This window comes from Streptomyces sp. NPDC056883 (assembly GCF_042788835.1).
GTDB classification, from domain to species: domain Bacteria; phylum Actinomycetota; class Actinomycetes; order Streptomycetales; family Streptomycetaceae; genus Streptomyces; species Streptomyces stoeckheimensis.
This window is the reverse complement of the sequence record NZ_JBHUBS010000008.1, coordinates 225001-251542: the sequence shown is the minus strand read 5'-3', so window position 1 is coordinate 251542 and position 26542 is coordinate 225001. Positions and strand designations below refer to the sequence as shown.

The following is a 26542-nucleotide window of genomic DNA, read 5'->3' as shown; positions in this document are numbered from 1 at the left end:
GCTCTCCGGGGTTAGGGACGTGGTCCCGGCTACGGGGATAATGGGGGGGGTCGCGAACACCCCGGCCCCCCCTCCCCGCCCCTCCGGGCACCGCCGTCAGTTCTTGTGCGCCGCCCAGGCGTGCTGGATGACCAGGTCGGCCTTCAGCTCTGTGAGCTGGATCGCGACCGCCGACGGGGCGGTGCCGCCGCGGCCGTTGCGGGAGGCCAGCGCGCCCTTGACGTTGAGGACCGTGCGGACCTCCGGGGTCAGGTGCTCGGAGATCTTCGCGAACTGCTCGTCCGTGAGCCCGTCGAGCTCGATGCCGAGCCCCTCGCACTCCTTGACGCACTCGCCGGCGACCTCGTGCGCCACCCGGAACGGCACGCCCTGCTTGACCAGCCATTCCGCGATGTCGGTGGCGAGCGAGAAGCCCGCCGGAGCCAGCTCCTCCATCCGCTCCCGGTTGACCGTGAGGGTGGCCATCATCCCGGTGAAGGCCGGCAGCAGGACTTCGAGGGTGTCGCAGGAGTCGAAGACCGGCTCCTTGTCCTCCTGGAGGTCCCGGTTGTAGGCCAGGGGAAGGGCCTTCAGGGTGGCCAGCAGGCCCGTCAGGTTGCCGATGAGGCGGCCGGACTTGCCGCGCGCCAGCTCCGCGATGTCCGGGTTCTTCTTCTGCGGCATGATCGACGACCCGGTGGAGAAGGCGTCGTGCAGCGTCACGAAGGAGAACTCCTTCGTGTTCCAGATGATGATCTCCTCCGCGATCCGCGACAGGTTGATCCCGATCATCGCGGTGACGAAGGCGAACTCGGCGACGAAGTCGCGCGAGGCCGTGCCGTCGATGGAGTTGCCGACCGAGCCGCGCTCGAAGCCCAGGTCGGCGGCGACCGCCTCCGGGTCCAGGCCGAGCGAGGAGCCCGCCAGGGCGCCCGAACCGTACGGGGACACCGCGGTCCGGGTGTCCCACTGCCGCAGCCGCTCCGCGTCCCGGGACAGGGCCTGGACGTGGGCCAGTACGTGATGGGCGAAGAGCACCGGCTGCGCGTGCTGCAGGTGGGTCCGGCCCGGCATGGCCACCTCCGCGTGCGCCTCGGCGAGGCCGACCAGCGCGTCCTGGAGATCGGCGACGAGGCCGCCGATGATCCGGGCGTGGTCGCGCAGGTACATGCGGAAGAGGGTGGCGATCTGGTCGTTGCGCGACCGGCCGGCGCGCAGCTTGCCGCCGAGGTCGGCGCCGAGCCGCTCCAGCAGGCCCCGCTCCAGCGCGGTGTGGACGTCCTCGTCGGCGATGGTGCCGACGAAGGAGCCGTTCTCCACGTCGACCGCGAGCTGGTCCAGGCCGGCGATCATGCGGCCGAGCTCGTCGGCCGTGAGGAGGCCCGCCTTGGCGAGCACGCGGGCGTGGGCCTTGGAGCCCGCGATGTCGTACGGGGCCAGGCGCCAGTCGAAGTGGACCGACGCGGACAGCTTCGCGAGGGCCTCGGCGGGACCGTCGGCGAAACGGGCGCCCCAGAGCCGGACGTCACCACCGTTGTTGCTGCTCACAGCTACTGCTCCTCAAGAACGTGCATGGCTTCGGATGTGCAACCGCCTCCCCGCCGCGGAGGTAACGGGGAGGCGGTTCGTACTGCAAGGGTAGGGATCAGGCGAGGTCGCGACGGGCCGCGATCTTCGAGGACAGGCCGAAGATCTCGATGAAGCCCTGGGCCTTCGACTGGTCGAAGGTGTCGCCCGAGTCGTAGGTCGCGAGGTTGAAGTCGTACAGCGACTCGTCCGACTTCCGGCCGGTGACGACCGCGCGGCCGCCGTGCAGGGTCATCCGGATGTCGCCGCTGACGTGCTGGTTGGCCTCGTTGACGAAACCGTCCAGCGCCCGCTTCAGCGGGGAGAACCACAGGCCGTCGTAGACCATCTCGCCCCAGCGCTGCTCGACCTGCCGCTTGTAGCGGGCCAGCTCGCGCTCGACGGTGACGTTCTCCAGCTCCTGGTGGGCGGTGATCAGCGCGATCGCGCCCGGGGCCTCGTACACCTCGCGGGACTTGATGCCCACGAGACGGTCCTCGACGATGTCGATCCGGCCGATGCCCTGGGCCCCGGCGCGCTCGTTGAGCTGCTGGATGGCCTGGAGCACGGTGACGGGCTTCCCGTCGATGGCGACCGGGACGCCCTCCTTGAAGGAGATGACGACCTCGTCGGCCTCGCGCGGGAGAGCGGGGTCCGCGGTGTACTCGTAGATGTCCTCGATCGGCGCGTTCCAGATGTCCTCCAGGAAGCCCGTCTCGACGGCGCGCCCGAAGACGTTCTGGTCGATGGAGTACGGGGACTTCTTGGTGGTCGCGATCGGCAGGTTCGCCTTCTCGGCGAACGCGATGGCCTTGTCGCGGGTCATCGCGTAGTCGCGGACCGGGGCGATGCACTTGAGGTCGGGGCCGAGGGCGGCGATGCCGGCCTCGAAGCGGACCTGGTCGTTGCCCTTGCCGGTGCAGCCGTGGGCGACGGTGGTGGCGCCGTGCTTGCGGGCGGCGGCCACGAGGTGCTTGACGATGGCCGGCCGCGAGAGGGCCGAGACCAGCGGGTAGCGGTCCATGTAGAGGGCGTTCGCCTTGATCGCCGGGAGGCAGTACTCATCGGCGAACTCGTCCTTGGCGTCGGCGACCTCGGCCTCGACCGCACCGCAGGCGAGCGCCCGCTTGCGGATGACGTCCAGGTCCTCGCCGCCCTGGCCGACGTCCACCGCGACGGCGATGACCTCGGCGCCCGTCTCCTCGGCGATCCAGCCGATGGCGACGGAGGTGTCCAGACCGCCTGAATAGGCGAGTACGACGCGCTCGGCCACGGGGTTCTCCTTACACGGTGCATCCGCCGTTACGTCCAACAGCGGTAGGCATAACTATGCACTGGTCTGCATGTTTCGTCAATCGATGGAATAAGGGGAGGTCAGCGGGGGTGCCGACCACCTAGAGTGCGCGGATGGAGATGCTTCCACCCCTGTCCCGGACCGAATTCTGCTCACCCGCCGAGCGGCTGCTGCACGGCAAGAGCCCCGCGCGCGCCCTCGACGGCGACGGCCCGCGGGCCTGGGCGGAGCTCGACACGAGCGTCAGCGTCTTCACCTTCGAGCGCTACGCGGGGTGGTCCTCCTCCGGCACCGTCCGGGTGGGCATGCACTGGTTCGACGACCGGGAGATCGCCGACTGGAGCACCGCCCCGCACTGGCACGACGGGCACGGGGTGACCTGGGCCGCCGCGCCCCCGGCCGCCGCCGAGCTCGCGCTCTGCCTGTGCCACGCCGACCCCCGGGTGCGCGAGGCCGCCCTCGGGCGGGCGGCCGGCCGGCCCGAGCTCCTGGAGCTGGTGCTGATCCGGTGCGCCGACACGCAGGAGCCCGTACGGGAGCGGGCCCGGGCGGTGCTGACCGCGGAACTGGACGCGGCCGCGCCGGACCTCGTACGCACCCTGGCGCCCCTCGCCCTGTTCCTGAGCCCCCGCCGGTACGGCGCCTGGGCCTGGGAGCTGTTCCTCGAACGGCTCGGCTCACCGCCCGCCGCCCTGATCGTCGGGCTGACGCACGACCCGGACCCGGGAACCCGCTTCGCCGCCGTCCGGGCCGCGCTGGCCCACGGACTGCTCCCGGCGGACCGCGTCGCGGACCTCACCGCGGACCCCGACGCGCGCAACCGCTCCGCGGCACTGCGCTCCGGGGAGCTCCCGGCCGAGCGGACGGCCCGGCTCGTGCTCACCGGGCTGACCCCCGAGGTCCGCCGGGAGGCCCTCGGCCTGGCCCTGGAGGCCGGGTCCCTGACGCCCGGACAGCTCCTGGAAACCGCCGCGGCGAGCCGGGACCGGGTGGTGCGCAGGCGCTGCGAGGAGGCCGCCCGGGCCGCCTCGGACACCCGCTCCGCCTCCCTGCCCGGCCGCCTGATCGACTCCCTGCTCGCCCAGGGCCGCGCGTCCCTGCGCGCCACCGCCGTCCACGCCCTGCGCCCCGCGGGCCGGGGCGCCGAGGCGGCCGCACACCTGGCGGACCCCGCGGCGCCGGTACGGGAGGCCGCCCGGCACGAGCTGCGCGCCGCCGGGCAGGACCCGCTGGCCCGCTACCGCGCGCTGTGCGCGGACTCCCCCGCGCCCGGGGCGGTGTTCGGGCTGGCCGAGACCGGGGACGCCTCGGACCTGCCCCTGCTGCGGCTCCTCGCCCGGTCCCCCGAGGGGCGGGTACGGGCCGCTGCCCTCCACGGGCTGCGCAGGCACGGCGCCACGACGCCGGAAGAGCTGCTGCCCTACCTGGCCGACCCGCATCCGCCCGCCGTCCGGGCGGCACGCTCGCTGGTGGTCCCGTACGCGCGGACCCGGCCGGAGTCCTGGCTGCTGGAGCTGTTCGCCCCCGGCCGGCCCGAGTCCGTGCGGGCCGCGGCCCTGGCCCTGCTGGAACTGCGCCCGCTGCTGGTCCGGCGCCGGATCGCGCGCTCCCTGACCTCCCACCGGGACCCCGCCGTGCGCGGGTGGGCCCGGAAGCTGCTCCAGCAGCGCCTGAGGTGGGACGAGGAGACGGGCCGGCACGCGGCGCTGAACCTCGCGCACGGTACCGGGACACCGCTGGACGAAGTCGCCGACACCGAGGACCCGGCCGCCTGGTCCGCCCTGGACATCGGGGTGCGGTCCATGGCGTCCTACGGGCCCGAGGCCCTCGCCTCCCGCTCCGCGACCGCCCTGTGCCACTGGGACGGGCGGATCCGGGAGCGGGCCGTCGCCGAAGCCGCGGGCACCCCCGAGCTGCTGCCGCTGGTCCTCCTGCGCTGCGCCGACTGGGTCCCCCAGGTCCGGGCGGCCGCCCGGGGCGTCATCGCGGAGGCGCTCGGGGACGCGGGGGAGGACACCCTGCGCACCCTGACCCCGATGGTGATGCACCTGGCGAAGCGCCGGCAGGGCCGCTGGGCCGCCGAGGCGTTCGAGGCCGCGCTGCGCGAGCCCCGGTACGCGGCGGTCCGGGCGGAGCTGTGCGCCCACGGCGACCTGCGGACCCGCCGGGCGGCCGTACGGATCACCCTGGAGGCCGCGAACTCCTTCACGACCCTCGCCCTGGCCCGGCGCGCCGCCGGGGAACCGGACGCGGTCCTGCGGGACGCGTGGACGCGGGCCGCGCTGGCCGCCCTGGCCGCGCGCGGCTCCGAGGACTCCGCGGTCGACGCGCTGCTGGCCTCCCGCGCCGGGTTCGTGCGGGCGGCGGGTGTCACCGCCCTGCGCGCGGCCGGCCGGGCCGGTGAGGCCTCCCGGCACCTCGACGACGCGTCGGGGACGGTCAGGGCCTGCGCCCGGTGGCTGCTCCGGCAGGACGGGGCCGACGCGCGCGCCGCGTACCTGCGGCTGTGCGCGGACTCCCCGGCCCCGGGGGCCGTGCTCGGGCTCGCGGAGTGCGGCGAACGGGCGGACTCCGCCGTGCTGGCCGGCCTGCTCGGCGAACGGGACGGCCGGGTCCGGGCGGCGGCCGTCGCGGGGCTGCGGCTGCTCGACGGGCCCGGACCCGGCCCGGAGGCGCTGTCCGCGCTGCTGGACGACCCGTCACCGGTGGTGGTCCGGGAGGTCACCCGGTCGCTGCGGCCGGTGGCCGACCGGCTGCCGACGGGACCGCTGGTGGCACGCGCCCTGCGGGACCGGCCCGCGCACCTGCGCAGGGCCGCACTGCGGCTGCTTGCCGCCCGGGGCGCCGACGAGGGGTTGCCGGCCCTGACCGCCGCGCTGGACGACCCGGACCGGGCACTGCGGCGCGTCGCGCTGGACCTGCTGCGGACGTGGGACTGGCAGGCGACGGCCCGCCGGGAGACCTACGAGCCGGCGGAGCTGCGGGCCCTCTACCGGCAGTACTACTTCAAGCTCGACTGGAACGAGATGCGCAGGACCCGTCTCATCTGGTGAAAATGCGGCCCCACCCCGCCCTCATCGAACCGATAATCGGACCATGGGAAAGCTCTACGACCGCATTGACGGCAGGCTCCGCACCTTCATCGAGGAACAGCCGATCTTCTTCACCGCCACCGCCCCGCTGTCCGGCGACGGCCACATCAACCTCTCCCCCAAGGGCCGCGCCGGCACGCTCGTCGTCATCGACGAACAGACCCTCGCCTACCTGGACTTCGGCGGCAGCGGCGCCGAGACCATCGCGCACGTCCGCGAGAACGGCCGCATCACGCTGATGTGGTGCGCGTTCAGCGGGCCGCCGAACATCGTGCGCATCCACGGCGACGGCGAGGCCGTCTTCCGCGACGACCCTCGCTGGGACGGGCTCGTCGAACTGTTCGGGGAGGCCGACGGGCCCGCGGCGCGCGCGGTCATCCTCGTCAAGGCCCGCCGGATCGCGGACGTGTGCGGGTACGCCATCCCCTTCATGGAGTACCAGGGCGAGCGCACGCTCCACGCGGAGTACTTCGGCCGCAAGACGGACGAGGAGTTCAACGCCTACTGCGAGAAGAAGGAGTTCATCGGAGTGAGCGTCGACGGCCTGCCTGCGCTGCCGCTGCCCCTTCCGCCCCGTACCGTCTGACATGTGCTGCGCACCGCGTTCCTCGCCGCCTCACTGATCGTCACCAGCCTGCTGGTGCAGGGCCGCCCCGACAGCGGCCCGCCGCCGCTGCCCGCCCGGCTCGCCGACACCGGCGGCGGCAGCCAGCTGATCACCGCCGTGGCTCCGGCCCCCGGCTCCACGACCGGGCGCCTGACCTGGTGGGACCGGTGGGCGGGGCGCTGGTACGCGGTGGGGAGCGCGCCCGCCCGCTTCGGCGCGAACGGGCTGACGGAGGGCGCGACCCGGACCCAGGGCACGAACACCACCCCGGCCGGTCTGTACGCGCTGCCCTACGCCTTCGGCATCGCGCACGCCCCGGCCGGTACGGCGTACCGCTACCGGCGGGTGGCCCCCGACTCCTGGTGGTGCCAGGACAATGCCTCGGAGAGCTACAACCGCTGGGTGGAGCCGCTGCCCGCGGACTGCGCGCCCGGCGAGGCGGAGCACCTGACCACGTACACGACGCAGTACGCGCACGCGCTGGTCATCGCCTTCAACTACGAGCGCCCGGTACGGGGCCGGGGCGCGGGCATCTTCCTGCACGTCAACGGCAAGGGCGCGACGGCCGGCTGCGTCTCGGTCCCCGAGTACGCGATGCGCGCGGTGCTGCGCTGGGCGGACCCGCACAGGCAGCCGCACATCGCGATCGGCACGGAGTCCGGCGACCTGGCCGTCACCCGGTACTAAGACCGGTACCAGGACCGGTACCGGGAGGGGTCCCGGGCCCGGACTCTTCGGCGGACGCGTCGGAGGCCCGGTAGTGGTAGGCGTCCGCCGACCAGTCGTCGTCCCACCAGCCGTCGTCCTCGTCCGTGTCGTCGCCGTCCGCGTCGTCGCCGTCCGTGTCGTCGCCGACGGCCCGGTCGATGCCGCGCCACCTGCCGCGGTCGTCGAGGCTCCTGAGCAGGTGGAGCCGCTGCCGCTCGTCCAGGCCCTCGACGGCCGGGTGCCGCTCGTCATGGATGCGGTCCCACAGGGGGTCACCGGACTCCGTACGCGCGCGGACCGCCTTGGCGGCGCCGTCGGCGTACCAGAGCAGACCCAGACCGAGGGCGGTCACGCCCGAGGCGGCCCATTCCAGGACACCGTGCGGGTGGGACACCACCAGCAGTTCGGCCGCGGCGATCCAGCACACCACCAGCAGGACCACTCCCACACAACCGCAGCAGGCCCGGAAGCTGCCCTCTTTGACGACGGGCAGCCGCGGGCGCACGGGCAGCAGGGCCTCCCGCTCCTCGCGGTGGGCGAAGCGCACGGTCGCGTACTCCGCGTCGTGGCGCTCGATCCAGCCGATCGACACCGGCTCGGGATCATGGCGGCGCAAGGCCTCCAGCAGACCGGCGGGCACCGGGTGGGCGGGTACCGGGCCGGGGTCGCGGCCCGCCGCCGTCAGGAGCACCGCCCCTTCCGCGTCGATGTCCAGCCGGCCGTCCCGGAGCAGCTCGGCGGCCGCCGCCCCGGACTCCTCGTTCTTCAGCGCGGCGGCGTGGTACGGCTCGAACTCCAGTGTGGCGACCCGCCCGAGGAAGGCGCGCCACAGCCGGGCCCGGCGCCGCCACCGCAGGCCGATGGTCCCGTAGACGGCGAGGGCCGCGGCGAACACCGATGCGGCGAGGACGACTTGGAGCACGTCCTGAGGCTACGGCCGCGGGCGCCGGACCCGGGAGGGTTTTCCGGCGCCACGGACCGGGCGGAGCCGCGGGGGCTCAGCCCTCCTTCTGCGCCAGCCTCAGCAGGTGGTCGGCGAGGGCCTGGCCGCCCGCCGGGTCGCGGCTGATCAGCATCAGGGTGTCGTCGCCCGCGATCGTGCCGAGGATGGCCTGGAGTTCGGCCTGGTCGATCGCGGAGGCGAGGAACTGGGCCGCACCCGGCGGGGTGCGCAGGACCACGAGGTTCGCGGAGGCCTCCGCCGAGATCAGCAGTTCCCCGGAGAGGCGCCGCATGCGCTCCTCCTTAGCCGACTCGCCGAGCGGCGCCTGCGGGGTGCGGAAGCCGCCCTCGCTGGGGACCGCGTAGATCAGCTCGCCGCCGGTGTTGCGGATCTTCACCGCACCGAGCTCGTCGAGGTCGCGGCTGAGCGTCGCCTGGGTGACGCTCAGCCCGTCGTCGGCGAGCAGCTTGGCCAGCTGGCTCTGGGAGCGGACCGGCTGCCGGTTGAGGATGTCCACGATCCGGCGGTGGCGGGCGGTGCGGGTCTGCGGAACGGACTGCCCGTTCGGCTCGTGTTCCTGCGCCTGGCTCATCGTCGTCCCATTCCCCGTTTGATCATCCGTCCACGCTTGCGGCGGACTTCGCTGCGTCGAGCACGCCCGGCAGGGCCTGGAGGAACGCGTCCACCTCGGCCTCGGAGAGGACGTACGGGGGCATGAGCCGTACGACGTCGGGGGCGGGCGCGTTGACCAGGAAGCCGGCGTCCTGAGCCGCGCGCTGGACCTGCGCTGCGAGCGGCTCGGTCAGCACGATACCCAGCAGGAGGCCCGCGCCGCGGACGTGCGAGACGAGCGGGTGTGCGAATCCTTCGATTCCGCCCCGCAAGCGCTCGCCGCGCTCCTTGACCTGGTCGAGGAGCCCGTCGGCGGCGATGGTGTCGATCACGGCGAGACCGGCGGCGCACGCGATCGGGTTGCCGCCGAAGGTGGTGCCGTGCTGGCCGGGCTGGAGCAGGTCGGCCACGGGTCCGAACGCGGCGACGGCGCCGATCGGCAGACCGCCGCCGAGACCCTTGGCGAGTGTGACGACGTCGGGCTCGACGCCCTCGTGGGCCTGGTGCTCGAACCACTGGCCGCAGCGTCCGATGCCGGTCTGCACCTCGTCGAGGACGAGCAGGGTGCCGGTGGCCCGGGTGATCTCACGGGCGGCCGTCAGGTACCCGGCCGGGGGGACGACCACGCCGTTCTCGCCCTGGATCGGCTCGATGATGACGAGCGCCGTCTCTTCGGTGACGGCGGCCCGCAGGGCCTCCACATCGCCGTACGGGACGTGCGTGACGTCTCCGGGGAGTGGCAGGAAGGGGCCCTGCTTCGCGGGCTGTCCGGTGAGCGCCAGGGCGCCCATGGTGCGGCCGTGGAAGCCGCCGTCGGTGGCGACCATGTGGGTCCGCCCGGTCAGCCGGCCGATCTTGAAGGCGGCCTCGACGGCCTCGGCACCGGAGTTGCAGAAGAAGACCTTGCCGGGGCGGCCGAAGAGCTGGAGCAGCCGCTCGCCGAGCGCGAGGACCGGCTCGGAGGCGTAGAGGTTGGACACGTGGCCCAGGGTGGAGATCTGCTCGGTCACGGCGGTGACGATGGCCGGGTGCGCGTGGCCGAGGGCGTTGACCGCGATGCCGCCGACGAAGTCGGTGTACTGCTTGCCGTCCGCGTCCCAGACCTGCGCTCCGTCGCCGCGTACGAGCGCCAGCGCGGGGGTGCCGTAGTTGTTGGTCAGCGCGCCCTGCCAGCGGGCGGCGAACTCCTGGTTGCCGGTCATGCGGGGTCCCCTCCCTGGGTCTCTGCTGCTTGTGCGTCCGGCACGACCATCGTGCCGATTCCCTCGTCCGTGAAGATCTCCAGCAGGATCGAGTGCTGGACCCGCCCGTCGATCACCCGGGCGGTGGTCACCCCGTTGCGGACGGCGTGCAGGCAGCCCTCCATCTTCGGGACCATGCCGCTGGACAGCTCGGGCAGCAGCTTCTCCAGCTGGCTGACGGTGAGCCTGCTGATGACCTCGTCGCTGTTGGGCCAGTCCGCGTAGAGCCCCTCCACGTCGGTGAGGACCATCAGCGTCTCGGCGCCGAGCGCGGCGGCGAGCGCCGCGGCGGCCGTGTCCGCGTTCACGTTGTACACGTGGTGGTCGTCGGCGCTGCGCGCGATGGAGGAGATGACCGGGATCCGGCCGTCCGCCAGCAGCGCTTCGATCGCGCCGGTGTCGATGGCGGTGATCTCGCCGACCCGCCCGATGTCGACGCTCTCGCCGTCGATCTCGGGCGTGTGCTTGGTGGCGGTGATGGTGTGCGCGTCCTCGCCGGTCATGCCGACGGCCAGCGGCCCGTGCTGGTTGAGCAGCCCGACCAGCTCGCGCTGGACCTGCCCGGCCAGGACCATCCGTACGACGTCCATCGCCTCGGGCGTGGTGACGCGCAGACCCGCCTTGAACTCGCTCACCAGGCCCTGCTTGTCGAGCTGGGCGTTGATCTGCGGGCCGCCGCCGTGGACGACGACCGGCTTCAGACCGGCCTGGCGCAGGAAGACGACGTCCTGGGCGAAGGCGGCCTTCAGGTCCTCGTCGATCATGGCGTTGCCGCCGAACTTGATGACGACGACCTTGCCGTTGTGCCGGGTCAGCCAGGGCAGGGCCTCGATGAGGATCTCGGCCTTGGGCAGGGCGGTGTGCCTGCGTGCAGTGCTCATGAGGAGTAGGCGCTGTTCTCGTGGACGTACTCGGCGGTCAGGTCGTTGGCCCAGATGACCGCGGAGTCGGAACCGGTGGACAGGTCGGCGGTGATGCGGACCTCGCGGCCCTTCATGCTCACCAGGTCGCGGTCCTCGCCGACCGAGCCGTTCTTGCACACCCAGACGTCGTTGATGGCGACGTTCAGCCGGTCCGGGTCGAAGGCGGCCTGCGTGGTGCCGATCGCGGACAGGACGCGGCCCCAGTTCGGGTCCTCGCCGTGGATGGCGCACTTGAGCAGGTTGTTCCGGGCGATGGACCGGCCGACCTCGACCGCGTCCTCCTCGGTGGCCGCGCCGATGACCTCGATGCGGATGTCCTTGCTGGCGCCCTCGGCATCGCCGATCAGCTGGCGGGCCAGGTCGTCGCAGACCGTGCGCACGGCCTCCGCGAACGCCTCGTACGCCGGCACCTGGCCGGACGCGCCGGAGGCGAGCAGCAGCACCGTGTCGTTGGTGGACATGCAGCCGTCGGAGTCGACCCGGTCGAAGGTGGTGCGGGTCGCGGCGCGCAGCGCCTTGTCGAGGGTGGCGCTGTCCAGGTCGGCGTCGGTGGTGAGGACGACGAGCATGGTGGCCAGGCCCGGGGCGAGCATGCCGGCGCCCTTGGCCATGCCGCCGACGGTCCAGCCGTCCTGGCTCACCGTGGCCGTCTTGTGCACGGTGTCGGTGGTCTTGATGGCGATGGCCGCGGCCTCGCCGCCGTCGGCGGAGAGCGCGGCGGCCGCGGTCTCGATGCCGGGGAGCAGCTTGTCCATAGGGAGCAGGACGCCGATCAGGCCGGTGGACGCGACGGCGATCTCGCCGGCGTTGACGTCCCCGCCGAGCGCCTCCGCGACCTTCTCCGCGGTGGCGTGGGTGTCCTGGAACCCCTTGGGGCCGGTGCAGGCGTTGGCGCCGCCGGAGTTGAGGACGACCGCGCTGACCGTGCCGCCGCGCAGGACCTGCTCGGACCAGTGGACGGGCGCGGCCTTGACGCGGTTGGAGGTGAAGACGCCCGCGGCGGCCAGACGCGGCCCTTGGTTGACCACGAGGGCCAGGTCCGGGTTGCCGTTTGCCTTGATCCCGGCGGCGATGCCCGCCGCAGTGAATCCCTGTGCTGCCGTGACGCTCACGGTGCGACTCCGATCGTGGAAAGACCCAGCGCCTCGGGGAGGCCGAGGGCGATGTTCATGCTCTGGACCGCGCCGCCGGCGGTGCCCTTGGTCAGGTTGTCGATGGCGCTGATCGCGATGATCCGCTGCGCGGCCTCGTCGTACGCGACCTGGATCTGAACGGCGTTGGAACCGTAGACGGACGCCGTCGCCGGCCACTGGCCCTCGGGCAGCAGGTGCACGAAGGGCTCGTCCGCGTACGCCTTCTCGTACGCGGCGCGGACCGCGTCGGCCGTGGTGCCCGGCAGCGCCTTGGCGGAGCAGGTGGCCAGGATGCCGCGGGGCATCGGCGCCAGCGTGGGCGTGAAGGAGACGGACACCCGCTGGCCGGCCACGGGGCTGAGGTTCTGCACCATCTCGGGCGTGTGGCGGTGGCCGCCGCCGACCCCGTACGGGCTCATGGAGCCCATGACCTCGGAGCCCAGAAGGTTCGGCTTGAGCGCCTTGCCTGCGCCCGAGGTGCCGGAGGCGGCGACGATCACGGCCTCGGGCTCGGCGAGCTGCGCGGCGTAGGCCGGGAACAGCGCGAGCGAGACGGCGGTCGGGTAGCAGCCGGGGACGGCGATGCGCTTGGAGCCGGCCAGGGCCGCGCGGGCACCCGGCAGCTCGGGAAGGCCGTAGGGCCAGGTCCCGGCGTGCGGGGCGCCGTAGAACTTGTCCCAGTCGGCGGAGTCCTGGAGCCGGTGGTCGGCGCCCATGTCGACGACGAGGACCTCTTCGCCGAGCTGGGCGGCCACGGCGGCGGACTGCCCGTGCGGCAGGGCCAGAAAGACGACATCATGACCGGAGAGCACCTCGGGCGTGGTCGCCTCCAGAACGCGTCCGGCCAGCGGCACCAGGTGCGGCTGGAGCGCACCGAGCGGCTGCCCGGCGTTGGAGTTGGCGGTCAGTGCGCCGATCTCGACCTCGGGGTGGGCCAGGAGCAGGCGCAGCACCTCCCCGCCCGCGTATCCGCTCGCACCGGCCACCGCTACACGTACCACCATCGGACCCTCCTCCTCGATGGCATGACTATACGTACGACCGCACGTTTATGCAAAGCAGTCGTCCGGTCTTACTCCCCCAGTGTTACTCGCTTGTCCGTCCGATGATCACGGGTTACGTTCCCCGGGCACATATCGGGGGATCACAGCAGGTGGGGGACATGAGCGACGACGGACTGACGATCTCCAAGGGCGCCGCGATACGCCAGGGCTTCATGGCCGTGGGCCTGTTCGGAGCCCTGGGACTCGCCCTCTGGGTGGGCGGGGAATCGGTGAATTCGAGCGGTGAGGCGAAGCCCGTCACCTGCTCGCACGGGGAGCCCGAGAAGAAGCCCGCGCAGACCCCGGCCGAGGCGGGGCACGTCTCCGGGGCCCAGCTGTGCGAGGCGCTGCACCGTCCCGATCTCGCGGACCTGCTGGGTACTCCGGGCGAGGTCGTGAAGAACGCGAACGGCGGCGGCAGCACCTTCAAGCCCGTCGGCAGCGACGAGGAGATCCACACCCCCTCGGGCAAGATCGAGTTCGAGACCTACACCGTGAACCTGAGGGTCGCGGACGACGGGCTGAAGGTCGCCACCGTGGCCAAGTTCCTCGGAGACGGCACGCTGCCGCTGACCGTCCTGGGGCACCCGGCCGCCTACTACTCGGACCGCACCATCAGCCTCAGCTTCAACCTGGACGGCAGCGACGCCAGCACCGGCTCCGGTGTCCCGACCCGTTCCCTCGTGGTGTCCCGGGGTACGGAGGACGGCGGCGGCACCTACGAGCTGACGCTGTGGCGCTCCGACGGCGGGATGCCCGACGACGCGGTCGTGCTGCGCCTCGCCGAGACGGTGCTGCCGACGGTCCCGGGGTGGGCCGCCGCCGGGTGAGGCCCGGCGGGAGCGCGGGTCAGCTGCTGCGGGTCAGCTGCTGCGCGGCTGGTTGAAGCGGAGCATGTTGCCGGACGGATCGCGGAAGGCGCAGTCGCGGACCCCGTACGGCTGGTCGGCGGGCTCCTGGAGCACCTCTGCGCCGGTGGCCCGAATGCGCTCGAACGTCGCGTCCACGTCGTCCGTCGCGAAGATCACCCCGCGGAGCACGCCCTTGGCCAGCATTTCCGCCATCGCCTGCCGGTCGGCCGGCGAAGCGCCGGGATCGGCGAGCGGCGGTTCGAGGACGATCTCCACGTCGGGCTGCTCGGGCGAGCCGACGGTCACCCAGCGCATCCCCTCGAAGGCGACGTCGTTGCGCACTTCCATGCCGAGGGCGTCACGGTAGAAGGCGAGCGCCTTGTCGTGGTCGTCGACGGCGATGAAGCACTGCGAGAGCTTGATGGTCATGCCCCGACGCTACGACGCGGTCGCGGATCCCGCTCCCCTATTGCCCGCGGTGTTCCGCACGGGCCGGGTGAAGACCTTGGCGACACACGCCGGGATGGCGGCGCCGGCCTCGTGCCGGCGGGCCCGGTAGGCGCTGGGGGTCTCCCCGACCAGCTCCGTGAAGCGCGAGCTGAACGACCCCAGCGAGGTGCATCCGACCGCGAAACAGACCTCGGTCACGCTCAGGTCGCCCCGGCGCAGCAGGGCCTTGGCCCGCTCGACGCGGCGGGTCATCAGGTAGCTGTACGGGGTCTCTCCGAAGGCCGCCCGGAAGCTGCGGGAGAAGTGCCCGGGCGACATGAGGGCGACGGAGGCCAGCGCCGGTACGTCCAGCGGCTCGGCGTAGTCGCGGTCCATCACGTCCCGGGCCCGCCGCAGCCGCACCAGGTCCTCGATCGTCACGCGCACCAGCATCTCACGGCCGGTGCGGGCCTAGGGGGTGTCTTGTCGATCAGGCCGGATCAGGGAGCGGCGTCTGGTGCCGTGCATCGCAAGGCGGAGGAGGGAGTCGACGCGGAGCGTCGACGAGTGACGACAACGCGGCGAGGCGCGGTGCCAGACGCCGCGAGCCCGGCCTGATCGGCAAGACACCCCCCAGGGGGCCGCGGGGAGACCGGGGGTTCCGTGAAGGGACGCCTACTTCCCGGTCTTCTCCGCGGCCTTCGCGGCCTTCTCCGCCTGCATCTGCTTGATGCGGACGGTCTCCTTGCGGACGTCGGCCTGGGTGGCGCGCTCCTTCGCGAGCCACTCCGGCATTTCCTGCTTCAGGGCCTCGATCTGCTCCGTGGTGAGCGGCTCGGTGACACCGCCGCGCGCCAGACCGGCGATCGAGATGCCGAGCTTGGACGCGACCACCGGACGGGGGTGCGGGCCGTTGGCCCGGAGGTCCTGCAGCCACTGCGGGGGCTCGGCCTGGAGGGCGGTCAGCTCGGTGCGCGAGACGACACCCTCCTGGAACTCTGCGGGGGTGGCCTCGAGGTACACACCCAGCTTCTTCGCCGCAGTAGCGGGCTTCATGGTCTGGGTGGTCTGGTGCGACGTCATGAGGTCAAGGGTATCGAGCATGTGCGCCACCTCCGACCACGGCCGGTAATCTGGCCGGGTGACAGACTCCCGGACACCCCCGTCGTTCCAGCTCGCATACGTCCCCGGGGTGACTCCCACGAAGTGGGTCCGGATCTGGAAGGAGCGTCTGCCCGACGTTCCGCTGACCCTCGTCCAGGTCACTCCGGCCGAAGCCCCCGCCCTGCTGCGCGGCGGCGGCGCCGACGCCGGGTTCGTCCGGCTGCCGATCGACCGTACGGACCTCAGCGCGATCCCGCTCTACACCGAGACCACGGTCGTCGTGATCCCGAAGGACCACCTCATGGCCGCGGCCGAGGAGCTGTCGATCGCGGAGCTGGCCGACGAGATCGTGCTCCACCCGCTGGACGACACCCTCGCGTGGGAGCAGCTGCCGGGCAAGGCGGCGCTCCAGCGCCCGGAGACCACGGCCGACGCGATCGAGCTGGTGGCCGCGGGCATCGGGGTGCTGATCGTGCCCCAGTCGCTCGCGCGGCTGCACCACCGCAAGGACCTCACGTACCGGACCCTGCTGGACGCCCCCGAGTCGCGCGTCGCGCTGTCGTGGCCCGAGGCGGAGGAGACCCCCGACCTGGTCGAGGAGTTCATCGGGATCGTGCGCGGGCGGACCGTCAACAGCTCGCGCGGACGCGGCCGCACCCAGCCCGAGCCCGAGCAGAAGAAGGCGAAGCCGGCGCGGAAGCCGGCTCCCCGCACGGGAGGCAAGCCGGCCGCCAAGAACCCGCGGTCCGGGGCCCCCAAGGGCGGCAAGGCCACGGCCAAGTCCACCGGCAAGCGCGGGAAGCCCCGGGGCCGCTAGGGCCTGCAGGAAGACTGCACGTAGGCCGACTCCCTCCCGGCTCAGCCGCCGAGCAGGTGGACGAGGGCCGTCAGCGAGCCGATCGCGGGCAGCACCGCGATGGCCACGGCGGCGAAGCCGAAGACGGCGGCCGGGGTCGCGTACGCCCGCGGGTCGGCGAAGTTCGCGCACAGCAGGAGCAGCGACGAGGGCAGGAAGACCCACGCCCCCTCCAGGAATCCGAAGAGCGACCACCCGAGCAGTACGACCGCGAGGACCACGCAGGCGGTCATGAACCGGGCCCGGTGCGCGCGCAGGGCCGCGGGAGCCGCGAGCAGGGGGGCCGGGGCGATCAGCACGAACGGCGACAGCCCCGCCCCGAGCATCTCCACCACGAACGGCACCGGGAGGATCAGCGCGACCAGCGCGATCCGCTGCTGCCACGGGTGGGCGCCCGGCGTTCCGTGCGCCGCGGCGGCGCCGTCCGCCGCTCCCCGGCCGGACCACGGGATCCCCGCCATGCCCGCCCCCTCCGGCCGCACCCACTCGACTTGAACGCGTTCAAGCTAGCGGATATTCGCACTCCCTGGCGATGCCCCGAGAGCGTTGCGCCCGCCACACGGCCGTCCCTATAGTCACTTCGTATTCATTTCGTCACAGTGAGTGAACTGGGGGCAAGGGTGTTACGTATCGGCAAGGGTCCGGCCGGCAAGGGATGGGCCGCCTCGTTCGCCGCGCTGGCCGCCGGAGCGGTCCTCGCGCTGGGAGTGGGGGCCGCACCCGTGAGCGCCGCCGAGGGCTCGTGCGCCGGCGGCGCCACCGGGCGGCTGCCGCGACTGCAGGACCAGCGGTTCTACGTCCAGTGCGCGGGCGGGGTCGCCACCGTCGTGGCCTGCCCCACCGGGCAGGTCTACGCTCCCGGCACCCAGCTCTGCGAGGCGCCCGAGCTGGTCCGGCCCGCCGTGGCCACGCTCACCACGGCCGGCCCGGCGAAGCTGAACGGGCTGCTCTTCGGGGTCAAGAACCTCAGCACCACCGTGCGGATCGCGGACGCCCCGGCCGGGCTGGACGGCGTACCGGTCACCTTCACGACCGTCGGCGGCCGGACCCTGTGCACCGCGGTCACCGACCAGTTCGGAGCCGCCCGGTGCGACACCCCGGCCCGGCTGACGATCCCGCTGGACGAACTCCTGCGCGGCTACCGGGCCACCTACGCGGGCATCGGAGGGATCTACCTCCCCTCCTCCGCCACCGCCCCCATCGCGCTCCTCTAGGCAAGCGCCCCCAGCGGATGCCGGACCCAGACGTTCGGCTCCACGTAGACCGCGAAGCCCTGCTCCGGTTCGCAGTGGACCGGGGACAGGGCACCGGGAACGCGGACCGGGCCGGCCGTGTCGAAGGGCAGGCCGGTCCACTCCCGCCACTGCTCGACGGAGCCGGTGATCGTCATCGACAGCGGGGCCACCGAGTCGATGGCGCCGCCCGCCCGCACGTGGACCCGCAGCCACGGGTCGTGCGGGAGGCCGTCCTCGCGGGTGCGGTACGCGTACTCGTGGATCGAGGTGTCCGGCTCGGCCGGCTTTCCGCTGGGCCGCACCGGGGCCACCACCTCGGTGAAGCCGCGCGCGCGGGCGGTTGCGCGCATCGCGGCGAGCATCCGGCCGGACAGGCCCTCGCCCTGCCGGTCGCTGGCGACGCTGATCTCGATCGCGCTCACGGTGTCGGGCTCGACCCCGCGCCGCAGGTCGGAGAAGGCCCACATCAGGATCCGGTCCCAGCCCTGCGCGGGGAGCACCCCGTCGCGGCCCGGCGCGTGCTGCGCGAAGGGCACGCTGAAGCCCCGGGCGACCACCGTGTCGCCGTCCGTGGCGATCAGGACGTACTCCGGGAACTCGGCCACCATCCGCGGGTACAGCAGCCAGGCCAGCGCGTCGTGCTGGGCGAACTCGGGCCACGAGTCCTTCATGTCCCAGAGCCGGGCCGCCAGTTCGGGCCGCTCGGCGATCGTGGTGATCCGTATGCCCGCGCCGCCGATGTCTGTGATCTTGTCCATGCCCGCAGGCTAGGCACCTCCCACCTGCGCCTCAACCGATTTAGCCGGCTCAGACGGGCGCCTGGAGGGAGAGGTGCCAGCTCCGCGGCCGGCCGGCGAGGGTGAGCGTGGACAGGGGGCGGACGTCCACGTTCCAGTAGGTCAGCGGTGGCGCGTTCAGGGCGTACACGAGCGCCGCCCGGACCACCGAAGGCTCCGCCACCGCCACGATCGCTCCCCCGTCGTCGGCCGGCCGGGTGTCGAGCCAGCCGCCGATCCGGGCGATGAAGGCGAGCAGGGACTCCCCGCCGTGCGGCGCGGCGTGCGGATCGGTCAGCCAGAGGTCCACGGCCGCGGGATCCCGGGCCGCCACCTCGGCCAGGGTGAGTCCGCGCCAGTACCCCATGTCGCACTCCCGCAGGGCGGGTTGCGCCATCGGGGCGTAGCCGAGGGCGGTCCCGGTGGCCCGGCTGCGCGAGGTCGGCGAACAGTAGCGGAGCTCGGCCGAGCCCAGCGGTACGAGCCCGCGCGCGGCGGATTCCACCGCGCGCCAGCCGTCCACGTCGAGGGGGCGGTCGTCGTCGAAGCGCTCGGCGAGCAGCGAGGTACTACGGGCTGCTGCGACTAGCGAAACCCGAACATGCATGCGGCGATGGTGATCCGCGTGTCGCACGAGGTCAAGCGTCGGGACGAAGCCCGGACCGCAGCCGCCGGACGGCCTCGGTCAGTTCGCCGGCGCCGGACACCCCGGCGAAGCTCAGCCGGACGAACGGACCGGGCGGTTCCGCGCAGAAGTACGGCCGTCCCGGCGCGACCGCGACCCCGGCCCGCAGGGCGGCCGCCACGAAGGCCGCGTCGTCGCCGCCCCCTCCGGGCCGCGCCCACAACTGGTAGCCGCCGCGCGGCGGATGGGGCACCTCCAGCTCCGGCAGTTCCCGCCGCAGCGCCCCCGCGAGGACGTCCCGCCGGTGGCGCAGCTCGGCGGCCACGGTCTTGAGGTGGCGCGGCCAGGCGGGTGCGCCCACCAGTTCCAGGGCGGCCTCCTGGAGAGGCCGGGGCACGAAGAAGCTGTCCACGACCTGGATGGCGCGCAGCCGGTCGAAAACCGGGCCCCGGGCCGCCAGCGCGCCCACGCGCAGGCTGGGCGAGGTGACCTTGGTCAGGGACCGCACGTGGACGACCACCCCGTCCGGGTCCTCGGCGGCGAGCGGCGCGGGCAGCGGGCCCGCGTCCTCGTGGGCCAGGGACCGCGCGTAGTCGTCCTCCAGCACGAACGCCCCGGCGGCGCGCGCGATCCGCAGGACCTCTCCCCGCCGCTCGCCGGACAGCACGGCCCCGGTCGGGTTCTGGAACAGCGGCTGGCATACGAACACCCGCGCCCCGGTGGCTTCGAAGGCGGCGGCCAGCAGCTCCGGCCGGACCCCGTCCGCGTCCACCGGGACGGGGACCGGCCGGCAGCCCGCGGCCCGCGCGAGGGCCAGCAGCCCCGGGTAGGTCGGGGATTCGACGAGGATCGGCGCCCCGGGCGGGGCGAGCGCCCGCAGTGCGGCGGCGAGCGCGCTCTGGCCGCCCGCGGTCACCAGCACGTCCGCGGCCGCGACCGCCCCGCCGATCTCCCGCGCGAACCAGTCCCGCAGCTCCGGCAGCCCCTCCACGGGCGGCCGCCCCCACACCCCGGGCCGCCGGCCGGCCCGGGCGAGCGCCGCCGCCATGGCCCGCTCGGGCTGGAGCGCCTCGTGCAGGTAGCCGCTGTGCAGCGGGATGACCCCGGCGGGCGGGGCGGCCAGGGTGACCAGCACCCCGGAGGCGTCCACGGAGCGCGGGACCACCTCGCCGGAGTCCTCGGCGCTCAGGGCGACGGACTGCCACGAGGTGTCGCCGAGCTCCTGGGTGTGCGTACGGGGCTGCGCGCGGTAGACCCCGGCTCCGGGGCGGGTGACCACCAGGCCTTCGGCGGCGAGCTGGGCGAGGGCCCGGGAGACGGTGACGGGGCTGACCCGGTATTGCTCGATCAGGGCCCGGCTCGACGGGAGCTTTCCACCCACCGAGTAGCGGTTCAGCTCGAGCCGAAGGGATTCCGCCAGTTCCGCCACACTGCTACGCTCGTACATGACAGCACAGAATAGCGCTACTCTCCCCAACGCGATAGCAGTTCGAGGAACCGACGCCCGTCGGCCCGCCCTCGGGGGCACCACGCTCGCCGCGGCCGGAGTCGTCACCTTCTCGCTGACCTTCCCCGGCACCGCCTGGGGCCTGGAGAGCTTCGGCCCGTGGTCCCTGTTCGGCCTGCGCTGTCTGCTGGCGGGCCTGACGGCCGGCGCCTTCCTGCTGGCCCTGCGCGTTCCGGTGCCGGCCCGCGCCCACTGGGCGGGGCTGGCGGTCGTCGCCGGCGGCGTGGTCGTCGGCTTCCCCCTGCTGACCACCCTGGCCCTGCAGACCTCCACCACCTCGCACGCCGCCGTGGTGGTCGGCCTGCTCCCGCTCACCACGGCGGTGGTCTCCTCGCTGCGCACCGGAGCCCGGCCCTCGCGCCGGTTCTGGGCCGCGGCCGTCGCCGGAGCGGTCGTCGTCCTCGGCTTCACCGTGGCCCAGAGCGGCGGCGCCCTCTCGGCCGGAGACGCCTTCCTCTTCGCCGCGCTGCTGGTGTGCGCGGCCGGGTACACCGAGGGCGGACGCCTGGCCCGGCTGCTGCCCGGCTGGCAGGTGATCGCCTGGGCGCTGGTGCTGTGCCTGCCCATCGGTCTGGCCGGCTCCGCGCTCGGGCTCGCGTACGAGCCGGTCGAGTTGACCGGCCGCGGGGTGGCCGGGCTGGTCTGGGTGGCGGTCGGTTCCTCCTTCCTCGGCCTCTACGTCTGGTACCGGGGCATGGCCGAGATCGGCGCGGCCCGCGCGAGCCAGCTCCAGCTCGCGCAGCCGCTGCTGACCCTGCTGTGGTCGGTGCTGCTGCTCGGCGAGCAGCTGTCCCCGGCCGCGCCCGTCGCCGCCTGCGCGGTGCTCGTCTGCATCGCGGTGACGCAGCGGCCCGATGGGCCAAAAAGGGGCTGAACGACCTAAACTGCTAGCACCGGATCGGACCGCCACCGAGGAGGTCAGCATGCGCGCGACCGAGGGCGACCAGCTGGTTCAGCACGGCAGGATCGTGGGCCAGCACGACAAGGTCGGTGAGATCACCCAGGTCCTGGGAGAGAACGGCACCCCTCCCTACCGCGTCCGCTTCACGGACGGACACGAGGCCGTCATGTCCCCCGGCCCCGACTGCGTGGTGAAGCACCCCGCCGACCACGACCACTGACGGACACCCCCCAGGGCCTGCCGTCGACGGGTCGGGTCAGCGCGGTGGCACGGCCACCGCCGTCGGATAGTGGTCGGCGACCACCCGGGCCATCGCCCCGTTGGGGTCCGCGTCCACCTGCTTCGCGGAGAAGTAGACGTGGCCGCGGACCTCCGGGTATCCGGCGGCGAACCGCAGGTGCCGGGACAGCTCGCGCGGATCGCGCCAGGCGGCCGTGGAGCTCTGCGCGTCGCAGCGGTACAGCGCCTCCCCCACGTAGAGCTGGACGCGGGTGCCGGCGACGGTCCGCGCCCACCAGGGGACGATCGCGGCGTAGTCGGCGGTCGGGTGGCCGATCTGCCAGTACGCCTGGGGCACGATGTAGTCGATCCAGCCCTCGCGCACCCACTTGCGGGTGTCCGCGTACAGGTCGTCGTACGTGCCGACGCCCGCCTGGGTCGGCGAACCGAGCGGATCGCGGTCGGAGTTGCGCCAGACGGCGAACGGGCTGATGCCGAAGCGCGTCGCGGGGCGCAGCGCCCGCAGCCGCTCGGACATCTCGCGGACCAGGGTGTCGGTGTTGTGCCGGCGCCAGTCGGCGCGGGTCGCGAAGGCCCTGCCGTACTGCTCGTAGGCGGCGTCGTCGTCGAAATCCCGGCCCTCGACGGGGTACGGGTAGAAGTAGTCGTCCCAGTGCACCCCGTCCAGGGGGTAGCGGGCGACGGCGTCGAGCATGGCGTCCTGCACGAAGCGGCGGACTTCCGGCAGCCCGGGGTTGTAGTACAGCTTGCCGCCGTAGGGCACGGTCCAGCCCCGGTTGCGGCGGGCCGGGTGCTCGGGTACGAGCAGGCTCCGGTCGGTGTGGTTGGCCACCCGGTACGGGTTGAACCAGGCGTGCAGTTCCAGCCCGCGGGCGTGCGCTTCGGCGACCGCCGTGCCGAGCGGGTCCCAGCCGGGGTCGACCCCCTGCTCGCCGGTGAGCCACTGGGACCAGGGCTCGCGCGCCGAGGGCCACATCGCGTCGGCGGTCGGCCGGACCTGGAGGATCACCGCGTTGAGGCGGCGGGCGACGGCGGTGTCGAGGAGGCCCAGCAGCTCGGCGCGCTGTTCCCGCGCGGAGAGCCCGCTCTGCGAGGGCCAGTCCACGTTCTGCACGGAGGCGACCCACATCCCGCGGAACGCCGCCGTGCCCGCCCCCTCCGCCCGCTCCTGCTCGCCTGCCCCGCCCGGCTCCGGCCGCCCGACCGCTCTCGCGGGGGCCGCCGCCACCGCCGCCAGCACCCCCGCCGCCGCGGCCAGCATCCCCCGCCTCCCGATGAACGCCATGTGACGACTCCGTTCCGCTCCGTGACATTGCCTTGAGTCCGCCTCGTGTCCGCCCAGCATGCCCGCCCCGGCACGACACGCCGGGCAAGGACGGGGGTAACGTCGGGGGGCGTGGCGGGCGCCGGAACGCAGTTACCACTGCACGAGTACGGGGGACCCGCGATGGATGAGCAGCGAAAGGCACGATGTGACGGACCTCCCAGACGACATCGCACGCGTCGGAGTAGTGGGCTGTGGCCAGATGGGCGCGGGCATCGCGGAGGTGTTCGCCCGCAGCGGTCTTGAGGTGATGGTCGCCGAGACCACCGGCGAGGCCCTGGAACTCGGGCGCACCCGCCTGCACTCCTCCCTGACGAAGGCCGCCGAACGCGGCAAGATCAGCGAGGAGGAGCGGGACGCCACCCTGGCCCGCCTGTCGTTCACCACCGACCTCGGCGAGTTCGCCGACCGCGACCTCATCATCGAGGCCGTGGTCGAGAACGAGCAGGTCAAGACGGAGATCTTCCAGGTCCTCGACCAGGTGATCACCCGCCCGGACGCGATCCTCGCCTCCAACACCTCCTCGATCCCGCTGGTGAAGCTGGCCGTCGCGACCTCGCGTCCCGACCAGGTGATCGGCATCCACTTCTTCAACCCGGCCCCGGTGCAGCAGCTCGTCGAGCTGATCCCGGCACTGACCACGAGCGACGAGACCGTCAAGCGCGCCGAGGCCCTGGTCGCGAAGGTGCTGGGCAAGCATGCGATCCGCGCCCAGGACCGTTCCGGCTTCGTCGTCAACGCGCTCCTGGTCCCGTACCTGCTGTCGGCCATCCGGATGTTCGAGTCGGGCATCGCGAGCCGCGAGGACATCGACAACGGCATGGAGCTGGGCTGCGCCCACCCGATGGGCCCGCTCAAGCTCTCCGACCTCATCGGCCTGGACACGATCGCCTCGATCGCCGACTCGATGTACTCCGAGTACAAGGAGCCCCTGTACGCCGCTCCCCCGCTGCTCCAGCGCATGGTCGACGCCGGCCGCCTGGGCCGCAAGACCGGCTCGGGCTTCTACCCGTACGGCTGACCCCGGCGACCGGCCCGTACGGCTGATCCGTACGGGCGGCCGCCCGCGGTTCAGCCGAGCCGCAGGTGATGGAGGAGCAGCAGCCCGGCCGCCATGTTGGCGGCCGGGATCTCGCCGCGCGCGATCATGTCGGGGACCAGCTTGAGCGGTACCCACTCGCGGCGCGAGGACTCGAAGTCGTCCTCGGGGTGGCCCATGTACGTGGCCCCGTCCGCCCAGTAGAGGTGGTGGCGGGCGTCGGTCAGCCCGTTGGACGGCTCGACGGTCATCAGGTGGTGCAGGGGGCCGGGCCGCCAGCCCGACTCCTCCTCCATCTCGCGGGCGGCCGCCCGCTCCACGGATTCCCCGTCCTCGACGACCCCGGCCGGCAGTTCCCAGCCCCAGCTGTCGGTGATGAAGCGGTGGCGCCACAGCAGCAGCACCTCGTTGGCCGCGTTGACGGCCGTGGCGACGGCGACCGGGCGCAGCCGGATGACGAAGTGGTCCAGGTGCCGGCCGTCGGGGAGCTCCACATCGGCGAGATTCACGTCGAACCAGCGGTTCGTGTACACGGTTTGCTCACTCAGGTTCATCCACTGCACGGTTCTGCCACCTTCCGATCGAGTAGGTGGCAACATGGCAGCAGTTCACCCCGGCCCAGGGGAACGCGCAAAGGGCGGCGCAGAGAACGCCACGGGGGATGTCACAGCGGAACGCGCAGCGCCCCGTCGATGAGCTCGGCCGTGTCCTGCGCACCCGAACAACCGCTGGTCAGCAGCTGTTCCCGGACCGCCCGCAGCCGGTCGCGCAGGCGCAGGGACTCCATCCCCTTGGCCCGCTCGGCCATTTCGGCCGCCGAGGCCACCGCCTGGTCGGCCTCGCCCTGGCGCAGCTGGATCTCGCACAGCATCGCCAGCCGGTGCACCCGGCCCCGGTCGTGCGCGGGCGTCCCGACCGCCGCCGCGGCCTGCTCGTGGGCCGCCCGCAGATCCCCCATCCCCAGCAGCGCCTCGGCCACCTGTACGTTGACCAGCCCGGGCTGCACGTACCCCGTCTCGTCCGGCTCCGTGCCGGGCCGGATCCGCTCCGCCGCCTCCTCGGCCTTGCGGATGCAGGCCAACGCGGCCGCCGCATCGCCGAGTTGGGCGTAGGCCTTGGCCTGCATGGCGTACAGGTCCGCGGCCAGGGCCGGGGTGGTGTGCCGGCCCGCGGCGCGCAGGGCCGCCTCGGCGAAGGCCACGGCCTGGCGGAACTCCCGTAGGTGCAGGCACTGGTTGACGATCAGCGCGATCACATAGGCCCCGAGCCCCCGGTCGCCGCTCGCCTTGGCCAGCCTCAGCGCCTGGTGGAAGTAGCGCTGGGCCAGCCCGTGCGCGTCCGAGTCGTAGGCGCAGATCCCCGCCACGGCCACCAGGGAGCCGCCGGCCCGGTGCAGGCTGCGGCCGAGGCCGTCGGAGTAACTGCCGCGCAGCAGGGGGGCGGTCTCGGTGCCGAGGAAGCGGACGACCCGGTCACGGGTGGCCACGCCGCCGGCCCTGCGGTACATCAGCTCGTAGTGTGCGCGGGCGGCCTTGAGGATCTCCACGTGCTCGGGTCCGACGCGGGTCGGCCCCGCGCGGGACACGTCGGCGTCCTCCGGCGGGTTCTCCCACTCCCACACCGGGATCACCGCGGGCGTACCGGTGACGGCCCCGGCGTCGGGCCCTTGGCGCCCGTTGCCGTCGCAGCGCCACAGGGCGGCCGCCCGGTCGACGAAGCCGCTGAGCGGGGACCCGTTGGCGTCGGCGGGCTGCCCGGGCACCCCGAACCCGACGTCATCGAGGGAGAGCGGCCGCCGCAGCCTGCCCCCGATGACCTCGCAGATCAGGTCCGGGACCTGTCCGCGCGGGCGCTGGCCCTTCAACCACCGCGTCACGGCGGTGTGTTCGTACCTCAGGGCGAGTCCGCGGGTGCGGCCCGCCTGGTTCACGTGCGCGGCGAGTCCGGCGTGGGACATGCCCGCCTCGGCGAGGAGGGCGTCGAGCAGGGCGTTGGGCTGCATGGGCCCCTCCAAGGGCTCGTCGCAACCAGGCTAGTGGGTGCGCGCTTCACACGGGGTGTGAACGGAGTACGCGCATAAATGCGATACGCACCCTGCCGCGGAGGGCCGGGCGAGCGCTTCACTTAAGGGCCTCGCCAAGAGGTAGCTCGGGTCGTCGGCTCCCCCTCGTACAGTGCGACGACCCGTCAACCGCGCCGCCCGTCCTGTTGTCTGCCCGACACTCCACGGCAGGCGGGCGGCGCGCTTCGGCTCCGCCGGGTCCTGGTTGGTCGCCGGGCCCCGGCCGGGCCGGACCGAGCGCGCGCCGGGCCCACCCACCGGGCCCGGCCCGCGTGGTCCCCCCTTCCGGCCCGGACGTCCGCGCCCCAGCCGCACGGACGTCCGCGCCCCGGGCCCGGACCCTGCGGGGCTGGTCCCCTACGCCGGCGAGGCTGGATTTTTCCGGCACAGCCGGAAAACCCAGCCCGTCCGGCGTTTGAGGACCGGGTCCGGGCGGAGCCCGGGGAACGGTG

Annotated in this window: 27 protein-coding genes; 9 read left to right on the top strand and 18 right to left on the bottom strand. The window is 73.2% G+C overall.

Annotated features, from left to right (window positions below; all coding sequences use genetic code 11):
* Positions 1-96: 96 nt before the first annotated feature.
* Together argH and ACFRU2_RS21760 are read right to left on the bottom strand one after the other, a co-directional pair.
* Positions 97-1527, bottom strand: a complete 1431-nt coding sequence (gene argH / locus ACFRU2_RS21765) for an argininosuccinate lyase (RefSeq protein ID WP_382974423.1) — start codon at positions 1525-1527, stop codon at positions 97-99.
* Between the two features lie 97 nt (positions 1528-1624).
* Positions 1625-2818 carry an argininosuccinate synthase gene (locus tag ACFRU2_RS21760; RefSeq protein WP_274552757.1) on the bottom strand — a complete coding sequence of 398 codons (1194 nt, stop codon included), beginning with the start codon at positions 2816-2818 and terminating at the stop codon, positions 1625-1627.
* A 134-nt stretch (positions 2819-2952) separates the two neighbouring features.
* On the opposite strand from ACFRU2_RS21760, the gene ACFRU2_RS21755 reads away from it, so the two are divergent.
* From ACFRU2_RS21755 to ACFRU2_RS21745, 3 genes are read left to right on the top strand one after another with little or no spacing between them, the layout of a single operon-like run.
* A complete protein-coding gene (locus ACFRU2_RS21755; protein WP_382974420.1) occupies positions 2953-5892 on the top strand; it encodes a hypothetical protein in 2940 nt (979 codons plus the stop codon).
* 43 nt (positions 5893-5935) lie between these two features.
* Positions 5936-6517, top strand: coding sequence for a pyridoxamine 5'-phosphate oxidase family protein (locus ACFRU2_RS21750; protein WP_250744665.1), 582 nt, complete (start codon positions 5936-5938; stop codon positions 6515-6517).
* Positions 6518-6550: 33 nt separating this feature from the next.
* Positions 6551-7225, top strand: coding sequence for a L,D-transpeptidase (locus tag ACFRU2_RS21745; RefSeq protein ID WP_382974645.1), 675 nt, complete (start codon positions 6551-6553; stop codon positions 7223-7225).
* Here the strand turns inward: ACFRU2_RS21745 and ACFRU2_RS21740 are convergent.
* The 6 genes from ACFRU2_RS21740 to argC all read right to left on the bottom strand — a co-directional run bounded on the left by ACFRU2_RS21740 (position 7212) and on the right by argC (position 13102).
* Positions 7212-8168 carry a hypothetical protein gene (locus tag ACFRU2_RS21740; RefSeq protein WP_382974417.1) on the bottom strand — a complete coding sequence of 319 codons (957 nt, stop codon included), beginning with the start codon at positions 8166-8168 and terminating at the stop codon, positions 7212-7214. The genes ACFRU2_RS21745 and ACFRU2_RS21740 overlap by 14 nt on opposite strands.
* A 76-nt stretch (positions 8169-8244) precedes the next feature.
* The gene (locus ACFRU2_RS21735; RefSeq protein WP_250744663.1) at positions 8245-8781 is read right to left on the bottom strand and encodes an arginine repressor; all 537 of its coding nucleotides are present in this window, start codon (positions 8779-8781) and stop codon (positions 8245-8247) included.
* Between the two features lie 22 nt (positions 8782-8803).
* Positions 8804-10003 carry an acetylornithine transaminase gene (locus ACFRU2_RS21730; RefSeq protein ID WP_382974414.1) on the bottom strand — a complete coding sequence of 400 codons (1200 nt, stop codon included), beginning with the start codon at positions 10001-10003 and terminating at the stop codon, positions 8804-8806.
* Positions 10000-10923: an acetylglutamate kinase gene (gene argB / locus ACFRU2_RS21725; protein WP_382974411.1), complete on the bottom strand. Its 924-nt coding sequence runs from the start codon at positions 10921-10923 to the stop codon at positions 10000-10002. The genes ACFRU2_RS21730 and argB overlap by 4 nt, the downstream gene beginning before the upstream one ends.
* Complete coding sequence (argJ, locus tag ACFRU2_RS21720) at positions 10920-12077, bottom strand: bifunctional glutamate N-acetyltransferase/amino-acid acetyltransferase ArgJ (protein WP_382974408.1); 1158 nt, start codon at positions 12075-12077, stop codon at positions 10920-10922. The genes argB and argJ overlap by 4 nt, the downstream gene beginning before the upstream one ends.
* Positions 12074-13102 carry an N-acetyl-gamma-glutamyl-phosphate reductase gene (gene argC / locus ACFRU2_RS21715; protein ID WP_382974406.1) on the bottom strand — a complete coding sequence of 343 codons (1029 nt, stop codon included), beginning with the start codon at positions 13100-13102 and terminating at the stop codon, positions 12074-12076. Before argC ends, argJ begins: the two co-directional genes overlap by 4 nt.
* A gap of 158 nt (positions 13103-13260) precedes the next feature.
* Here argC and ACFRU2_RS21710 point away from each other — a divergent pair, with 158 nt between their 5' ends.
* Complete coding sequence (locus ACFRU2_RS21710; RefSeq protein ID WP_382974403.1) at positions 13261-13971, top strand: DUF6215 domain-containing protein; 711 nt, start codon at positions 13261-13263, stop codon at positions 13969-13971.
* Positions 13972-14004: 33 nt separating this feature from the next.
* Here the strand turns inward: ACFRU2_RS21710 and ACFRU2_RS21705 are convergent, their stop codons facing one another.
* The 3 genes from ACFRU2_RS21705 to ACFRU2_RS21695 all read right to left on the bottom strand — a co-directional run bounded on the left by ACFRU2_RS21705 (position 14005) and on the right by ACFRU2_RS21695 (position 15504).
* Entirely contained in the window at positions 14005-14421 is a 417-nt protein-coding gene (locus tag ACFRU2_RS21705; RefSeq protein WP_382974400.1) for a VOC family protein, read from the bottom strand.
* Positions 14422-14430: 9 nt separating this feature from the next.
* Entirely contained in the window at positions 14431-14862 is a 432-nt protein-coding gene (locus tag ACFRU2_RS21700) for a helix-turn-helix domain-containing protein (RefSeq protein ID WP_382974398.1), read from the bottom strand.
* 234 nt (positions 14863-15096) lie between these two features.
* The gene (locus ACFRU2_RS21695; protein WP_274552747.1) at positions 15097-15504 is read right to left on the bottom strand and encodes a DUF5997 family protein; all 408 of its coding nucleotides are present in this window, start codon (positions 15502-15504) and stop codon (positions 15097-15099) included.
* A 58-nt stretch (positions 15505-15562) separates the two neighbouring features.
* Between ACFRU2_RS21695 and ACFRU2_RS21690 the strand changes: the two genes are divergently transcribed.
* Positions 15563-16342, top strand: coding sequence for a LysR family substrate-binding domain-containing protein (locus ACFRU2_RS21690; protein ID WP_382974396.1), 780 nt, complete (start codon positions 15563-15565; stop codon positions 16340-16342).
* Between the two features lie 41 nt (positions 16343-16383).
* On the opposite strand, the gene ACFRU2_RS21685 is transcribed toward ACFRU2_RS21690, so the two are convergent.
* Positions 16384-16842: a hypothetical protein gene (locus ACFRU2_RS21685; protein WP_382974393.1), complete on the bottom strand. Its 459-nt coding sequence runs from the start codon at positions 16840-16842 to the stop codon at positions 16384-16386.
* 159 nt (positions 16843-17001) lie between these two features.
* Between ACFRU2_RS21685 and ACFRU2_RS21680 the strand changes: the two genes are divergently transcribed.
* Entirely contained in the window at positions 17002-17595 is a 594-nt protein-coding gene (locus ACFRU2_RS21680; RefSeq protein ID WP_351439961.1) for a carbohydrate-binding module family 14 protein, read from the top strand.
* On the opposite strand, the gene ACFRU2_RS21675 is transcribed toward ACFRU2_RS21680, so the two are convergent.
* Genes ACFRU2_RS21675 through ACFRU2_RS21665 form a run of 3 tightly spaced genes read right to left on the bottom strand, consistent with a single transcriptional unit; the run spans position 17592 to position 20464 of the window.
* On the bottom strand, positions 17592-18374 hold the full coding sequence (locus ACFRU2_RS21675) for an N-acetyltransferase (protein ID WP_382974390.1): 783 nt from the start codon (positions 18372-18374) through the stop codon (positions 17592-17594). The two genes, ACFRU2_RS21680 and ACFRU2_RS21675, sit on opposite strands and share 4 nt — an antisense overlap.
* 49 nt (positions 18375-18423) lie before the next feature.
* Positions 18424-18999: a histidine phosphatase family protein gene (locus ACFRU2_RS21670; RefSeq protein ID WP_382974388.1), complete on the bottom strand. Its 576-nt coding sequence runs from the start codon at positions 18997-18999 to the stop codon at positions 18424-18426.
* Between the two features lie 31 nt (positions 19000-19030).
* Positions 19031-20464 carry a PLP-dependent aminotransferase family protein gene (locus ACFRU2_RS21665; RefSeq protein WP_382974385.1) on the bottom strand — a complete coding sequence of 478 codons (1434 nt, stop codon included), beginning with the start codon at positions 20462-20464 and terminating at the stop codon, positions 19031-19033.
* On the opposite strand from ACFRU2_RS21665, the gene ACFRU2_RS21660 reads away from it, so the two are divergent.
* On the top strand, positions 20463-21398 hold the full coding sequence (locus tag ACFRU2_RS21660) for a DMT family transporter (protein WP_382974382.1): 936 nt from the start codon (positions 20463-20465) through the stop codon (positions 21396-21398). The two genes, ACFRU2_RS21665 and ACFRU2_RS21660, sit on opposite strands and share 2 nt — an antisense overlap.
* Positions 21399-21447: 49 nt before the next feature.
* Positions 21448-21645 (top strand): DUF1918 domain-containing protein, encoded by a 198-nt coding sequence (locus ACFRU2_RS21655; RefSeq protein ID WP_250744647.1) that lies wholly within the window; start codon positions 21448-21450, stop codon positions 21643-21645.
* 36 nt (positions 21646-21681) lie between these two features.
* Here the strand turns inward: ACFRU2_RS21655 and ACFRU2_RS21650 are convergent, their stop codons facing one another.
* The gene (locus ACFRU2_RS21650) at positions 21682-22950 is read right to left on the bottom strand and encodes a glycoside hydrolase family 10 protein (protein ID WP_382974379.1); all 1269 of its coding nucleotides are present in this window, start codon (positions 22948-22950) and stop codon (positions 21682-21684) included.
* A gap of 166 nt (positions 22951-23116) precedes the next feature.
* On the opposite strand from ACFRU2_RS21650, the gene ACFRU2_RS21645 reads away from it, so the two are divergent.
* Positions 23117-24010 (top strand): 3-hydroxybutyryl-CoA dehydrogenase, encoded by an 894-nt coding sequence (locus ACFRU2_RS21645; protein WP_250744645.1) that lies wholly within the window; start codon positions 23117-23119, stop codon positions 24008-24010.
* A 50-nt stretch (positions 24011-24060) separates the two neighbouring features.
* Here the strand turns inward: ACFRU2_RS21645 and ACFRU2_RS21640 are convergent, their stop codons facing one another.
* The gene (locus tag ACFRU2_RS21640; protein ID WP_382974377.1) at positions 24061-24582 is read right to left on the bottom strand and encodes an NUDIX hydrolase; all 522 of its coding nucleotides are present in this window, start codon (positions 24580-24582) and stop codon (positions 24061-24063) included.
* Positions 24583-24692: 110 nt separating this feature from the next.
* Complete coding sequence (locus ACFRU2_RS21635) at positions 24693-26030, bottom strand: transcriptional regulator (protein WP_382974375.1); 1338 nt, start codon at positions 26028-26030, stop codon at positions 24693-24695.
* Between the last annotated feature and the right edge of the window lie 512 nt (positions 26031-26542).

What these genes read in the sequence shown, in the direction of transcription:
- argC (WP_382974406.1), bottom strand. Translation starts at nt 13,102, where the DNA reads ATGGTGGTACGTGTAGCGGTGGCCGGTGCGAGCGGATACGCGGGCGGG.
- ACFRU2_RS21670 (WP_382974388.1), bottom strand. Translation starts at nt 18,999, where the DNA reads ATGCATGTTCGGGTTTCGCTAGTCGCAGCAGCCCGTAGTACCTCGCTG.
- ACFRU2_RS21735 (WP_250744663.1), bottom strand. Translation starts at nt 8,781, where the DNA reads ATGAGCCAGGCGCAGGAACACGAGCCGAACGGGCAGTCCGTTCCGCAG.
- ACFRU2_RS21695 (WP_274552747.1), bottom strand. Translation starts at nt 15,504, where the DNA reads ATGACGTCGCACCAGACCACCCAGACCATGAAGCCCGCTACTGCGGCG.
- ACFRU2_RS21650 (WP_382974379.1), bottom strand. Translation starts at nt 22,950, where the DNA reads ATGGCGTTCATCGGGAGGCGGGGGATGCTGGCCGCGGCGGCGGGGGTG.
- ACFRU2_RS21675 (WP_382974390.1), bottom strand. Translation starts at nt 18,374, where the DNA reads ATGGACAAGATCACAGACATCGGCGGCGCGGGCATACGGATCACCACG.
- argB (WP_382974411.1), bottom strand. Translation starts at nt 10,923, where the DNA reads ATGAGCACTGCACGCAGGCACACCGCCCTGCCCAAGGCCGAGATCCTC.
- ACFRU2_RS21755 (WP_382974420.1), top strand. Translation starts at nt 2,953, where the DNA reads ATGGAGATGCTTCCACCCCTGTCCCGGACCGAATTCTGCTCACCCGCC.
- ACFRU2_RS21750 (WP_250744665.1), top strand. Translation starts at nt 5,936, where the DNA reads ATGGGAAAGCTCTACGACCGCATTGACGGCAGGCTCCGCACCTTCATC.
- ACFRU2_RS21640 (WP_382974377.1), bottom strand. Translation starts at nt 24,582, where the DNA reads ATGAACCTGAGTGAGCAAACCGTGTACACGAACCGCTGGTTCGACGTG.
- ACFRU2_RS21730 (WP_382974414.1), bottom strand. Translation starts at nt 10,003, where the DNA reads ATGACCGGCAACCAGGAGTTCGCCGCCCGCTGGCAGGGCGCGCTGACC.
- ACFRU2_RS21665 (WP_382974385.1), bottom strand. Translation starts at nt 20,464, where the DNA reads ATGTACGAGCGTAGCAGTGTGGCGGAACTGGCGGAATCCCTTCGGCTC.
- ACFRU2_RS21635 (WP_382974375.1), bottom strand. Translation starts at nt 26,030, where the DNA reads ATGCAGCCCAACGCCCTGCTCGACGCCCTCCTCGCCGAGGCGGGCATG.
- ACFRU2_RS21710 (WP_382974403.1), top strand. Translation starts at nt 13,261, where the DNA reads ATGAGCGACGACGGACTGACGATCTCCAAGGGCGCCGCGATACGCCAG.
- ACFRU2_RS21685 (WP_382974393.1), bottom strand. Translation starts at nt 16,842, where the DNA reads ATGGCGGGGATCCCGTGGTCCGGCCGGGGAGCGGCGGACGGCGCCGCC.
- ACFRU2_RS21705 (WP_382974400.1), bottom strand. Translation starts at nt 14,421, where the DNA reads ATGACCATCAAGCTCTCGCAGTGCTTCATCGCCGTCGACGACCACGAC.
- ACFRU2_RS21645 (WP_250744645.1), top strand. Translation starts at nt 23,117, where the DNA reads ATGAGCAGCGAAAGGCACGATGTGACGGACCTCCCAGACGACATCGCA.
- ACFRU2_RS21655 (WP_250744647.1), top strand. Translation starts at nt 21,448, where the DNA reads ATGCGCGCGACCGAGGGCGACCAGCTGGTTCAGCACGGCAGGATCGTG.
- ACFRU2_RS21660 (WP_382974382.1), top strand. Translation starts at nt 20,463, where the DNA reads ATGACAGCACAGAATAGCGCTACTCTCCCCAACGCGATAGCAGTTCGA.